The following is a 13,974-nucleotide window of genomic DNA, read 5'->3' on the forward strand; positions in this document are numbered from 1 at the left end:
TATGTGTGGAATTGTTGGTGTTCTGGGCAGTCACGAAGCTGCCCCTATCCTGGTCGAAGCACTGAAGCGGCTTGAGTATCGCGGTTATGACAGCGCCGGTATTGCGACCGTGAACGATGGCGCTTTGGGCCGCCGACGGGCCGTCGGCAAGTTGGTGAACCTAAGCGACCTTCTGGTTCATAACCCCCTTCCAGGTAAATCCGGTATCGGTCACACACGCTGGGCCACCCATGGTGCCCCATCGGTTAACAATGCACATCCGCACAAGGCCGGGCCTGTCGCCGTAGTGCACAACGGCATCGTTGAAAACTATCGTGAACTGCGGGCCGAACTGGCCGAGAATGGGGTCGGTTTCGTGACGGATACCGACACTGAAACCGTTGCCCTGATGACGGAACGCTACATGTCCGAAGGGCTGTCTCCGGTCGACGCCGCGTTTAAAACCATTGATCGACTCAAAGGTGCATTTGCGCTCGCCTTTCTGTTCGACGGTCAAGAAGACCTGATTGTCGCAGCGCGCAAGGGTTCACCCCTGGCAATTGGTCACGGCGACGGTGAGATGTTTGTCGGGTCTGACGCAATCGCTCTGGCGCCTTTGACTGATCGTATTACATACCTTGAGGAAGGGGACCGTGCGGTTCTGACCCGCACGTCGCTTGAGATTCGAACCGAATCGGGAGAGCTTGCCAACCGCGAAATTCGGCAAATTCAAATCGATCAGACCCGTGCCGACAAAGGCGGCCACAAGCATTATATGGCCAAGGAAATTGCCGAACAGCCTGTTGTGGTGGCCGAAGCCATCCGCTCGTATCTTCCGACCGGAGGCGATCAGGTCGTATTGCCCGGTGACGGTCTGGATTTCACCAAGCTGGACCGTCTGACCATGGTGGCTTGCGGCACCGCATTCTATGCCTGCCTGACGGCGAAATACTGGTTCGAGCAGCTGGCCAAGATGCCGGTTGAAGTCGATATCGCCAGCGAGTTCCGCTATCGCGAACCTCCCATCTCTGACCGGACGTTGGCGCTGTTCGTAAGCCAGTCGGGCGAAACCGCCGACACGCTTGCTGCCCTGCGCTATTGCGAAGGCAAGGCAGACAAGATCGTCTCGGTCGTCAATGTCGCGGAAAGCTCGATTGCGCGCGAAAGCGATGTGGCGCTGCCGATCCATGCGGGTGTTGAGATCGGTGTTGCCTCGACCAAGGCGTTCACCTGTCAGCTTAGCGTGTTGCTGATGCTTGCCCTCAGGGCCGCTGCAGATCGAGGCACGCTGACCGATGAAGAGATCGCGGATCACGCGGCCGCCCTTCGCGGGTTGCCGACTGTGCTGAATGCTGCGCTGGATCAGAACGACGCTATTCGCCAATCCGCCCAGCGCCTGTCTGAGGCGCGCGACGTGCTGTTCCTGGGCCGCGGCCTCATGTACCCGCTAGCCATGGAAGGTGCGCTGAAGCTCAAGGAAATCAGCTACATCCACGCCGAAGGTTATGCGTCGGGTGAGCTGAAACACGGCCCCATCGCCCTGATCGACAAGCATATGCCGGTTGTTGTCATGGCCCCGCGTGATGCCGTGTTCGACAAAACAGTGTCGAATATGCAGGAGGTGATGGCGCGCAAGGGCAAGGTTATCCTTGTCTCCGACGATGATGGAATCTCTGAGGCTGAAGATGGTGTTTGGAGCACGATCCGTATGCCGCATGTCCACACCAGCCTTGCCCCGATCCTCTATTCGGTGCCTGCGCAGCTGCTGGCCTATCATACGGCTGTGGCCAAAGGCACAGATGTGGATCAGCCCCGCAATCTGGCAAAATCCGTCACGGTCGAGTGACCGGTCATGCAAGCCTATCTGGATCAGATCAAAGCACATGCCGATCCTGAGCGCGCAGAACAGGTGGCGGCCTACCACAAGGTAGACCGCCACTATCTGGGCGTTCCGAACCCGGTTCTGAACGATCTGACCAAGGCGTGGCGACGCGAACTTGAAGTCGCTGACCGCATCGCCATCGCCGACAGTTTGTGGCAGACCAACATTCACGAGGCACGGGTCGCGGCCGCAAAGCTGCTGACCCAAGCCCGCATCCGACCGGATGACGCGGTGTGGGATCTGTTGCAAAGCTGGCTGCCGGATTTCGATGCCTGGGCCGTGGCAGATCATGCCTGTATGGCGATGCAAAAGCGCCTTTCGGCTGATCCAACCCGGCTGGATCAGGTCGAACGTTGGACCACGTCGGGCCACATGTGGACCAAACGCGCCGCGCTGGTCGCCACCTTGCCCTGGACCAAACAGAACCATCCCAAACCGGAAGACCTGGCATGCCGCGACCGTATACTCGGCTGGGCTGCCACGTATGTCTCCGATCGGGAATGGTTTATCCAGAAAGCCATCGCATGGTGGCTGCGCGAATTGTCAAAGCATGATCCAGAGCGCGTAGTCGCGTTTCTGGAAACGCACGGCGCAAACATGAAACCCTTTGCCCGCAAAGAGGCTGGGAAGTACCTGCGCGCTCAGTCGGAATAGACTTCCAGTTCCACCAACTCGTCATATGGCACCAACAGCGCGCGCATGGCTTCAAGCGACAGCCGTCCGCCACCGCCTTCGGGGCCTGGCGCAGGAATAAGCGTGACATAGGCCTGCGCCCCCGTGCGCGGCACAACCACGCGACCGTTGATTTCAGTCTGAACCAGCGGCGTCTGCAACCAACGCCCCGGTGTGTTGGGATCGCCCAGACCGGCAACCGTTGTTTTGGCCCCGGACCATCCGGCGGCGGCCACAGGCTCAGGGGTTACCTCCTCCGCCTCTGCTGCAACGGGTTCCGCCGCCGTCTCGCTGGGTGAACTCCCAAACACCCGATCCGTCGTGGACCGAACGGCATCGCAACCGGCAACAAGGGTAACAGCTAAAATCAAAGCATATTTCATAGGACGAAACCTAAAGACCTGCGCCTATCTGTACCAGCCCAAAACGCAGATGGCACTTGCCGCGAACCTGCCTCCGCTTTACCTATGAGCCATGACAGCTCCGCTTATCGACCCGTTTGCCCGCGCCATCACCTATCTTCGCGTCTCCGTCACGGATCGCTGCGATTTCCGCTGCGTATACTGCATGTCCGAAGATATGAAGTTCCTGCCCAAAAAGGACCTTCTGACTCTGGAAGAACTGGACCGCATGTGCACGACATTCGTCAATTTGGGCGTCGAGAAGCTGCGCATCACCGGAGGGGAGCCACTGGTACGTCGGAATATCATGTCATTCTTCAACAGCATGACCCGGCATCTGGACAGCGGCGCATTGAAAGAGCTGACACTGACAACCAACGGATCTCAGCTGCACCGCTTTGCGGATGATCTTTACGCAGCGGGCGCGCGGCGCGTGAATGTATCGCTGGATACGCTGGACGAGGACAAATTTGCCAAGGTGACCCGATGGGGCCGTCTGAAACAGGTGCTGAACGGCATTGACGCAGCGCAGAAGGCTGGCCTGCGGATCAAGATCAATGCTGTCGCTCTGAAAGGGTTCAACGAGCCCGAATTGCCAAAGATCACCGAATGGTGCGCCGAGCGTGATATGGACCTGACCTGGATCGAGGTCATGCCCATGGGTGATATAGGCAACGAAGACCGGCTGGATCAGTATTGGTCGCTCAAGGACGTCCGCAAGGAATACCAGAACCACTATACGGTCACTGATCTGACCGAACGGACAGGTGGTCCGGCGCGGTATGTCCGGCTTGAAGAGACGGGACAGAAGATCGGATTCATAACCCCGCTCAGCCACAATTTCTGCGAAAGCTGCAACCGCGTGCGCCTGACCTGCACCGGTGAGATCTACATGTGCCTTGGTCAAGAAGACATGGCCGATTTGCGCGCGCCCTTGCGCGATTATCCCGACACCGAGAAACCGCTGGAAGACGCGATCCGTGCGGCCATCAACCTCAAGCCCAAGGGCCATGATTTCGACTATTCCCGGCAGGCCGTGGACGGCCAGATGAGCCGTCACATGAGTCATACGGGCGGCTGAGATGCCCGGCACACCCGCGCAGCCAACGCTGCTGTACAAACTGTACTGCGGCCTCATTTCAATTGCCGAACCCTTGGTATGGCGAAAAGTCCGCAGCAAACTACAGACGGCAGGTGTTCCCGAAAATCGCCAGCAAGAACGGCTGGGCCATGCCAGCTTGCCACGTCCGGATGGGCAGTTGATCTGGTTTCACGCGGCGAGTGTGGGTGAAAGCCTATCGGTTCTGAGCCTGATCAACCGTTTGGGGCAGCGCCTGCCGGAAGCTGAGTTTATCATCACCTCGGGCACCCCGACCTCGGCCGCGCTGATTGCCAAGCGCTTGCCTGCGCGGACGCGCCACCAGTATCCGCCATTGGACAGCGCCGCTCCGGTGCGCAAGTTTCTGGACCACTGGAAACCCGATGCAGGCATCTTTGTAGAAAGTGAAATCTGGCCCCGCCTGATCGTAGAGGCCGCCAATCGCGGCACGTCACTGGCGCTCTTGAATGCCCGGCTATCTGACAAATCAGTGGACAGTTGGAATAAGCGCCCCAATACTGCGCGCTTCATTCTGGATCATTTCAAGGTATTTCTGACCCAGAACGACAAAACCGCCGCCAATCTGATCGCAATTGGTGCAGACGCGGATCGCGTACAGCCCGGCACCAACCTCAAGGCCATGTCTGACCCCTTGCCCGTGGTTCAGGACATCCTGACCAATACCCAGGCGCAGATAAATGGTCGCCCGCTGTGGATTGCCAGTTCGACCCATGCAGGCGAAGAGGAGGCCGTATTGGCAGCCCACAAAGCGTTGCTGCGGCGCTGGCCTGACTTGCTACTGCTGCTGATCCCGCGCCATCCAGAACGCCGGGATGAGGTCTTGAAGCTAGCCAGCGATGCAGGGCTATCCACCGCTCAACGTAGCGCTGATCAGATAATAACAGCAGACACACAGGTCTATGTCGCGGATACATTGGGGGAAACCGGAACCTGGTACGCCCTCTGCCCCATTGTTTTCCTGGGGGGATCGCTGAAAGAGATCGGCGGCCATAACCCCTTTGAACCAGTTCAGGCGGGGGCTGCGGTGATCACCGGTCCCGGCTATTTCAACTTCGCCGAAACCTTTGAGCCGCTCATCAAATCGGGCGGCGCCGTCCGGATCAATTCGGCCAACGCGCTATCAGATGCCGTTGCTCTCTGGCTATCAGATGCCTCTGAACTGCACACCGCACGAATGGCGGCCAACGCCTGCGTGAAAACACAGAAATCTGCGTTGGATGCAGTAATCGACACGCTCTGCGCTCGCCTCTCCCTCGGCTGACAAAACACACTGATCCGTCTTCATCTGGCTAAAAATATCTCGGGGGTGTGGGGGCAGAGCCCCCACCCTTCCCATCAAGCAGCAGGCATCCGCTGCTCAACAATCTCGGCCCACCAACTACACCCGGCAGGAATAGCCTCGTCGTTGAAATTATACTCAGGATGATGAACCATGGCCGTATCTCCATTGCCCACCAGAATATAAGCCCCCGGACGCTCTTCGAGCATAAAGGCAAAATCCTCACCCCCCATGACAAGGGGCGCCTCGTCACAGCTGCCCGAGACCGATTTCGCCACCTCGGCCGCGAAATCGGTCTGCTCGTCACTGTTCACCATCACCGGATAGCCACGAATATAGGTCACATCCGCCGTGCCACCAAAGGTCGCTGCAACTCCTGCGCAAATCTCGTTGATCCGTTTCTCGGCAAGATCGCGCATCTCTTTGCTCATGGTGCGTACGGTGCCTTTGATCTGCACCGTTTGCGGGATCACGTTGAACGCCTTCGAAGAAGTCTCGAACGACGTCACCGATACCACCACCTGATCAATCGGATCAGCATTACGCGAGGCAATCGTCTGCAGCGCCAGAACCGCCTGCGCCGTCATCACGGTTGTATCCACGGTCTCCTGCGGTTTCGCGGCGTGGCCACCGCGTCCTTCAAAGGTGATGTCGAACTGATCGGTCGCGGCAAAGAACGAACCCGGACGGATCGAGAAACTGCCGACCGGACGGCCCGGCCAGTTGTGCATGCCGTAGACTTCCTGAATATTCCAGCGCGCCATCATGCCGTCTTCGCACATTTCGCGACCACCGCCGCCACCTTCTTCAGCGGGCTGGAAGATGACCACTACAGTGCCGTCAAAATTACGCGTTTCCGAAAGGTATTTCGCCGCCCCGAGCAGCATCGCCGTATGTCCATCATGGCCACAAGCATGCATCGCCCCATCGGTTTTCGAGGCGTAATTCAACCCCGTCGCCTCGTGAATCGGCAGCGCATCCATATCAGCACGCAGACCGATGACTTTGCCACTCGAGTCTGATTTGCCCTTGATCACACCGACAACCCCGGTGCGACCGATCCCGGTAACGACCTCGTCGCAGCCGAACTCTTTCAGTTTGTCCGCGACCAAAGCACTGGTGCGGTGGGTTTCAAACAGAATCTCGGGGTTTTCATGAATATCCCGTCGCCATTCGGTGATTTCGGCCTGCAATTCGGCAAAGCGATTCTTAACTGGCATGTCTTCTCTCTCCTAATTCAAGCCGCCGGCATCCGGCGCTCGACCATTTCGGCAAACCATGAGCATCCCATCGGGATGATCTCATCGTTGAAATTGTATTCAGGGTGGTGCAGCCCGGCGCTGTCGCCATTGCCCAGCACGATGAAGGCCCCGGGGCGTTCTTCCAGCATGAACGAGAAATCCTCGCCCCCCATCACCATCGGCGCTTCATCACAGCTGCCACCTACGGAAATGGCGGCCTCAGCGGCAAATTCCGTCTGTTCTTCGGCGTTGATCGTCACCGGAACTCCACGCGTGTAGGAGACTTTGACAGTGCCACCGAAGGTTTCAGCAATACCCTCAGCCACCTCGCTTAGCCGCGTCTCGATCAGGTCGCGCATTTCGTTCGAATGCGTTCGTACAGTACCGCGCACCTGCGCCGATTGAGGGATCACATTGAACGCTTTGGATGAGGTCTCGACCGAAGTCACAGACAGAACCGCCTGTAAAATAGGGTCCGCGTTACGCGACACGATGGTCTGAAGTGCCACGATCAGTTGCGACAACATCACTGTAGTATCAATTGTTTCATGCGGTTTCGCCGCGTGGCCGCCTCGACCTTCCAGATGAATGTCGAACTCATCCGCAGCCGCCAGCAGCGGGCCAGACCGGATCGCGAACTGCCCCGTCGGCACACCTGGCACATTGTGCATGGCATAGACTTCCTGAATGCCGAACCGATCCATCAGACCGTCTTTGCACATCGCCTCGGCCCCATTGCCGCCTTCTTCCGCTGGTTGGAAAATCACAATGGCCGTGCCGTCGAAGTTCCGCGTCTCAGACAAGTATTTCGCCGCGCCCAACACCATCGCCGTATGGCCATCATGGCCACAGGCATGCATGGCGCCATCGGTTTTCGAGGCATAATCAAGGCCCGTCTGCTCCTGCATCGGCAGCGCGTCCATATCGGCACGCAGGCCGATCACACGGCCCTGCGTGTCGGTCTTGCCCTTGATGACGCCAACAACACCGGTGCGGCCAATGCCCGTCACAACCTCATCGCAACCGAACTCTTTCAGCTTTTCAGCCACCAAGGCGCTGGTGCGGTGGGTGTCATAAAGGATCTCAGGATGTTGATGAATATCCCGCCGCCAACCGGTGATTTCTTCGTGCATTTCGGCAAGTCGGTTCTTGATTGGCATCTGATCCTCCCAAATCAGGCGACGGGTAATCGTCGTTCCACCAGCTCGGCAAACCAGCTGCAACCGGCGGGAATGGCGTCGTCATCGAAGTTGTATTCCGGGTGATGGCACATGGCCGTGTCCCCGTTTCCGATAAAGATGTAGGCTCCGGGCCGTTCTTCAAGCATGTAAGCAAAATCTTCTGACGGCATGATTGGATCGGTGCTGTCATTGACCTTGCCTGCCACGGCCTGCGCGGCCTCAGCAGCATAGATGGTTTCATCGTCCGAATTCACCGTCACCGGATAGCCCGGTGTCCACGTCATCTTAGCCGAAGCTCCAAAGGCCGAGGCAGTGTCCTCGGCGATCCGGCGCACGCGTTCTTCAGCGACCTTTCGATATTCTGGGTCAAGTGTGCGAACAGTTCCCCGCAACCGCACCGTATGGGCAATCACATTCGAGGCCACACTATCGGTTTCAAATGTCCCGACGGTCAGCACCACCCTTTTGATAGGGTCCACGGTACGGGACACCACTGATTGCAAAGCTACAACAATGTGCGACGCAATCAGCGTTGTATCTACCGCCTCATGCGGGGCGGCAGCATGACCGCCTTTACCCGTTACAACAATTTCGAATTCATCCGAAGAAGCCAGCAATGCGCCTGGTCGAATGGCAAACTCACCAACCGGCATCCCAGGCATGTTGTGCATGCCATAGACTTCTTGAATACCCCAGCGCTCCATCAGCCCGTCCTGACACATGGCCAGACCACCTGCCCCGCCTTCTTCGGCAGGCTGGAAAATCAACACAACGGTACCGTCAAAATTCCTCGTCTCGGCCAGATACTGCGCGGCGCCCAACAGCATCGAGGTATGACCGTCATGACCACAGGCATGCATCTTACCAGAAACGGTCGAAGCATAGTCCAGTCCCGTCGCCTCTTCTATGGGCAGCGCATCCATGTCGGCACGCAGCCCGATAACACGGCCTAGCGTATCCTGACGTCCCTTGATGACGGCAACCACGCCAGTCTTGCCGATGCCGGGCGTGATCTCATCCACACCGAACTCCTTCAGTCGGTCGACCACAAACCCTACCGTTTCCTCAACATCATACATCAGCTCGGGATGCATATGCAGGTGACGACGCCATTTGGTGATCTCGCCATGCATTTCGGCGAGTCTATTCTTGACCGGCATGTTTGAACTCTCCACTGAGATTCTATTCGCAGAGCCTCTCTACCAGACGCTCCATAAATTTTTGACCTGCGTTAAACTGAGAAATCGTAATAAACTCATTCGGCTGATGCGCCTGCGCGATGTCTCCCGGGCCGCAGATCACGGCGGAATAGCCTGCTTCCTGAAACTGCCCCGCCTCGGTGCCGTAGCTGACCACATGTGTTGCGTTGTCACCGGTGAGCGTGCGCACAAGTGTCTCGGCCTCGCCATCTTTTTCGGGCACAAGACCGGGGATCGAGAAATGTTCGGACAGTTCGATCCGGGCTTCCGGATGTACCGCTTGCATTTGGGTCTCGACCTCTCGAACCTTCTCAAAATAAGCTTTCTGCCAGACCGCTTTTTCATCGTCCGGAACGGTGCGGAAATCCATCATGAACCGGCAATCCTTGGCGGTGATGTTATGCGCGGTCCCGCCTTCGATCATGCCAACATGACAGGTGGTCCAAGGGGGATCGAACACTGCCGCAATGTCCGAAGGCCGCGCCGCCATGTTTTCGGTATTGCGTTGGTTGGCCCAATTGATCAGCGGCGCGGCCTCCATGATCGCATTGACGCCCGTGTGCATGATTGAGCTGTGGACTTCGAATCCCACCACATGCGTGTCAAAGCCAAACCCGCCCTTGTGACCGGTGACCGCCTGCATCATCGACGGCTCACCCACAATCACGGCTGAGCCTTTGGGCAAAACCTCCTGCATCCGGGCGATCATCGGCGGTGCTCCGGTGCAGCCCACCTCTTCATCAAAGCTCAACGCCAGTTGCAGCGGGCGTTTGGTGCCGGCGTGATGCGCCTCAACCAAGGCCCAGATCGCCAGCGCGTCAAAACCCTTCATATCGCAGGTGCCACGCCCGAAATACTTGCCATCCTTCTCGGTCACGACAAATGGATCGGTGTCCCAAGGCTGGCCATCTATGGGAACAACATCTGTGTGACCTGACAGGACAATCGCACCCTCTTCCCACGGGCCGACATGCGCGAACAGAGCCGCCTTATGCGGTTGATCCGGATCAGGCCAACGGTGCGGTTCGATCCCGTGGCTTTGCAGATAATCCTCGACCCAATCCACCAGCGGCAAATTCGTATCGCGACTGACAGTCGGGAATGAGATCAGCTTTGTCATGATCTCCAGCGGAGACAGGCGCTCAGCCATGAGGGTCAATATCCGCTGTCAGTGGTCAATACAAAATGGCCCGGTTCAACCTCGTTGTATTGCGAGGGTTCGGGCGCGTATCCAATCGGATGAATGGGCGACGGGATCGGTTTGAAGTTCAAGTCTTTTTCCGACTTGCGCTTGTTCGGATCAGCAATCGGAACCGCCTTCATCAGCGCCTGCGTATAGGGGTGCTGCGGGTTCTCAAATACCCGCGCCCGCGGACCCAGTTCGACGATGCGTCCCAGATACATTACGCCGACATGATGGCTGACCCGCTCGACCACCGCCATGTCGTGGCTGATGAACAGATAGCTGAGGCCAAGCTCGGATTGCAGTTCCATCATCAGGTTCAGCACTTGCGCCTGAACCGAGACGTCCAACGCCGATACAGCCTCATCCGCGATGATCAGCTTGGGGTTCAGCGCCAGCGCGCGCGCGATCGCAATCCGTTGCCGCTGACCACCCGACATCTCATGCGGGAAGCGGCGCATGAAGCTGCGCGGCAATTGCACCTTGTCGAACAGTTGCGCAACGCGATCCTGCAATTCGGATCCGGACGCGACGCCGTAGTTGCGCATCGGCTCGGCCACCTGATCGACCAGCTGCATCTGCGGATTGAGCGAGGCGAACGGGTCCTGAAAGATCATCTGCATGTCCAGCCGCGCCTTGCGCAGACCGGCCTGATCCAGCTTCATAATGTCGACACCGTCCAGATCGACCTCACCCGCCATCGGCTCGACCAGCCGCAGGATCGAGCGCCCTGCCGATGACTTGCCGCACCCGGATTCGCCCACGAGGCTGAGGGTCTGCCCTCGGTTCAGCGTGAACGAGACATCTTCAACCGCATGCACGTTCGAGATGGTCCGACGCAGCAATCCGCCTTTGACCGCAAAGCGCGTGGTCAGGTTTTTGACCGTCAGCAACACCTCGTTAGTGCCCGGAATGGGCGCGATCTTCTGGCCTTCCTCGCCCAGCAATTTCATCGGCTCGGGCGCGGCTTTACCCTGCATCTCGCCCAGTTTCGGAACTGCCGCCAGCAGAGCCTTGGTGTAATCGTGCTGCGGGTTCTCGAAGATTTCTTTGACGGTGCCTTCCTCGACCTTGTTGCCGCGGAACATGACCACCACGCGGTCCGCCATCTGCGCGACCACCGCCATGTCATGGGTGATGAACATCACCGCTGTTCCGGTCTCGCGCTTGAGACGATCCATCAGCGCCAGAATCTCGGCCTGAATGGTCACATCCAGTGCCGTTGTGGGTTCATCCGCGATCAGCAGGCGTGGCTCGCACGCCATGGCCATGGCGATCACCACGCGCTGACGCATGCCGCCTGAAAGCTCATGCGGATATTGCTTCAGACGCCGTTCTGGCTCGGGGATGCGCACCTGCCTCAGCAGTTCCAATGCGCGTTCCTCGGCCTGCGCCTTGCTCATGTCCTTGTGGATTCGCAACCCTTCGGTCAGTTGCCGACCGACGGTGAACACCGGATTCAGGGCTGTCATCGGCTCCTGAAAGATCATTCCAATCTCATTTCCGCGAATCTGTTTCATCAGATCCTGATCGGCATCGGATAGGTCCATCTCTTCGCCATCGCGACGATCAAATAGCAATTGTCCGCCTGCAATCTCACCACCGCCAAACTCGACCAATCGCATCAGCGACAGCGATGAGACTGACTTGCCCGATCCCGATTCGCCGACGATACAGACGGTTTCACCCGGGTTGACCTCGAACGAGACATCCTCGACGCCCACCACCGGGCCATCCTTAGTTTGAAATTCGACCCGCAGTTTTTTAATCTGGGCAATAGGCTGATCCAGCACGCGCGCTCTCCCCTTGGCGGCTTTTCGGATTGGGTGCCAAACGCTAAGGCGGGCAGATGTGAAAAGTCAAACCGATAGGTCAAATTTCGCACGGCAAGGCTTGCAATTTTCCAAAACTCTGTTTCGATACGCCGCGTAACCGTTCGGGGGAGAGGGCGGAATACACGTGGGCGAGGCAATCGTTTCCGTTTGATTCCATGCTTTTATCCCCTTTGACGGCCACGCCTAATCCGCGGGCATCGCGGAGATAATCGAGACACGTATGTGTCCAACATGGAGTGTATGATGAAAATCAAAACCCTTTTGCTTGGTGCGATTGCAAGCACGGCAATGGCCCCGATGGCCATGGCCGAGCGTGGATCGGACGGCAATGTCAGCATTATTTACTGGCAAGCTCCGTCGATCCTGAACCCGTTCCTGTCGGGTGGCACCAAGGATGTGGAATCTGCCTCGCTAGTGATTGAGCCGCTCGCCCGGTACAATCAAGATGGCGAAATGGTTCCGTTCCTGGCATCTGAAATTCCGACAGTTGCAAATGGTGGCGTCAGCGAAGACCTGACCTCGATCACTTGGAAAATCGCGCCGGGAATCACCTGGTCAGACGGCACGCCATTCACCTCCGCTGATGTTGTGTTCACTGCAAACTATTGCATGGACCCAGAGGGCGGTTGTGCGCAGGTGACCAAATTTGAAGGTGTCACCAATGTCGAAGCTGTCGATGATCTGACCGTCAAAGTCACATTCGATGCGCCGACCCCGTTCCCTTACGGCCCGTTCGTGGGTGGTGAGAGCCCGATCATCCAGGCAGCACAGTTCGCGGATTGCATGGGAGCCAAAGCGCCCGAATGCACCGAGCAGAACTTTAACCCGATCGGCACAGGCCCGTTTGTTGTCACCGAGTTCAAGCCAAATGACGTGATCACTTTCAAGGCCAATGATAACTACCGTGACCCGGCAAAGCCTGCGTTCGCAACGGTGACATTCAAAGGCGGTGGCGATGCAACTGCTGCTGGTCGTGCGGTCATGGAAACCGGCGAATTTGACTATGCCTGGAACTTGCAGCTTGCGCCTGAAGTGATCGCGCAGATGCAGGAAGGCGGCAAAGGTACTCCGGTCGCAGGCTTCGGCCCGCTGGTGGAACGCATCATGCTGAACCAGACCAACCCGTCGCCAGATCTGCCGGAGGGCGAGCGTTCGACTGCAACGCATCCGCACCCGTTCCTGCAGGACCCTGCTGTTTACAAGGCCATGTCGCTGGCCATCGACCGGCCGCTGCTGGTTGAAATCGGCTACGGTCAGGCCGGTAAGGTTACCTGCAACTGGGTACCTGCGCCTGCCGCGGTGAATTCCGACACATTCAGCTGCGATACTCAGGATATAGAAGGTGCCAAGAAGCTTCTGGATGACGCGGGTATCGTTGATTCCGATGGCGATGGCATCCGTGAAAAAGACGGTGTACCGCTGAAGATTGTCTACCAGACCTCTACCAACGCAGTTCGCCAGGACTTCCAGGCGCTGATCAAAGAATGGTGGAGCCAAATCGGTATCGAAACTGAGCTGCGCAACATCAACGCTTCGGTCTTCTTTGGTGGTGATCCGGGTTCGCCTGACACCTTCCAGAAGTTCTATGCCGACGTTGAAATGTATGCCAACACCTTCAACGGCACTGACCCGCAGTCCTATCTGGGCAACGGCCTGTGCGACAAGGCACCCAAGCCTGAAAGCCAGTGGCAGGGCGAGAACATCAGCCGTTTCTGCAACGAAGAGTTCGACAAGCTGCATGGCAAACTGGCCGAAACCGCAGGTGCGGATGAGCGCGCGCAGATCGCGCGTCAGCTGAACGACATCATGGTTGAAAATGGCGGAATGATCCCGCTGGTGCACCGTGGTCGTCTGTCGGCACACGCCAATACGCTGGGTGGCGTTGTCCTGAACGTTTGGGACAGCGAGCTGTGGAACATTGCGGACTGGTACCGCAAGACCGGTTCCTAAGCGTTAATCTTGCAAAACCGCGCCCCGACCCATATCGGGGCGCGGTCATTTG

At 57.8% G+C, this 13,974-nt stretch carries 11 protein-coding genes; 5 read left to right on the plus strand and 6 right to left on the minus strand.

The window, feature by feature from the left end:
- Position 1: 1 nt before the first annotated feature.
- Positions 2 to 1,825: a glutamine--fructose-6-phosphate transaminase (isomerizing) gene (gene glmS / locus ACR0AU_RS15420; RefSeq protein WP_170733166.1), complete on the plus strand. Its 1,824-nt coding sequence runs from the start codon at positions 2 to 4 to the stop codon at positions 1,823 to 1,825.
- Positions 1,826 to 1,831: 6 nt separating this feature from the next.
- Positions 1,832 to 2,515 (plus strand): DNA alkylation repair protein, encoded by a 684-nt coding sequence (locus tag ACR0AU_RS15425; RefSeq protein WP_170733167.1) that lies wholly within the window; start codon positions 1,832 to 1,834, stop codon positions 2,513 to 2,515.
- On the opposite strand, the gene ACR0AU_RS15430 is transcribed toward ACR0AU_RS15425, so the two are convergent.
- On the minus strand, positions 2,503 to 2,916 hold the full coding sequence (locus ACR0AU_RS15430) for a hypothetical protein (protein WP_480795910.1): 414 nt from the start codon (positions 2,914 to 2,916) through the stop codon (positions 2,503 to 2,505). The genes ACR0AU_RS15425 and ACR0AU_RS15430 overlap by 13 nt on opposite strands.
- Positions 2,917 to 3,007: 91 nt before the next feature.
- Here ACR0AU_RS15430 and moaA point away from each other — a divergent pair, with 91 nt between their 5' ends.
- Together moaA and ACR0AU_RS15440 are read left to right on the plus strand one after the other, a co-directional pair.
- On the plus strand, positions 3,008 to 4,015 hold the full coding sequence (gene moaA / locus ACR0AU_RS15435) for a GTP 3',8-cyclase MoaA (protein ID WP_480795911.1): 1,008 nt from the start codon (positions 3,008 to 3,010) through the stop codon (positions 4,013 to 4,015).
- 1 nt (position 4,016) lies between these two features.
- Positions 4,017 to 5,315 (plus strand): 3-deoxy-D-manno-octulosonic acid transferase, encoded by a 1,299-nt coding sequence (locus ACR0AU_RS15440; protein ID WP_480795912.1) that lies wholly within the window; start codon positions 4,017 to 4,019, stop codon positions 5,313 to 5,315.
- A 74-nt stretch (positions 5,316 to 5,389) separates the two neighbouring features.
- On the opposite strand, the gene ACR0AU_RS15445 is transcribed toward ACR0AU_RS15440, so the two are convergent.
- From ACR0AU_RS15445 to ACR0AU_RS15465, 5 genes are read right to left on the minus strand one after another with little or no spacing between them, the layout of a single operon-like run.
- On the minus strand, positions 5,390 to 6,553 hold the full coding sequence (locus ACR0AU_RS15445; RefSeq protein WP_170404069.1) for a M20 aminoacylase family protein: 1,164 nt from the start codon (positions 6,551 to 6,553) through the stop codon (positions 5,390 to 5,392).
- Between the two features lie 17 nt (positions 6,554 to 6,570).
- Positions 6,571 to 7,734, minus strand: a complete 1,164-nt coding sequence (locus tag ACR0AU_RS15450) for a M20 aminoacylase family protein (protein WP_170397097.1) — start codon at positions 7,732 to 7,734, stop codon at positions 6,571 to 6,573.
- A gap of 14 nt (positions 7,735 to 7,748) precedes the next feature.
- On the minus strand, positions 7,749 to 8,915 hold the full coding sequence (locus ACR0AU_RS15455; protein WP_480795913.1) for a M20 aminoacylase family protein: 1,167 nt from the start codon (positions 8,913 to 8,915) through the stop codon (positions 7,749 to 7,751).
- A 22-nt stretch (positions 8,916 to 8,937) separates the two neighbouring features.
- On the minus strand, positions 8,938 to 10,104 hold the full coding sequence (argE, locus tag ACR0AU_RS15460) for an acetylornithine deacetylase (RefSeq protein WP_480795914.1): 1,167 nt from the start codon (positions 10,102 to 10,104) through the stop codon (positions 8,938 to 8,940).
- Positions 10,105 to 10,109: 5 nt separating this feature from the next.
- A complete protein-coding gene (locus ACR0AU_RS15465) occupies positions 10,110 to 11,930 on the minus strand; it encodes an ABC transporter ATP-binding protein (RefSeq protein ID WP_480795915.1) in 1,821 nt (606 codons plus the stop codon).
- Positions 11,931 to 12,215: 285 nt separating this feature from the next.
- Between ACR0AU_RS15465 and ACR0AU_RS15470 the strand changes: the two genes are divergently transcribed.
- Positions 12,216 to 13,922, plus strand: a complete 1,707-nt coding sequence (locus tag ACR0AU_RS15470) for a peptide ABC transporter substrate-binding protein (RefSeq protein ID WP_170397105.1) — start codon at positions 12,216 to 12,218, stop codon at positions 13,920 to 13,922.
- Positions 13,923 to 13,974: the final 52 nt, after the last annotated feature.

This window comes from Ruegeria sp. CG1, assembly GCF_056537265.1.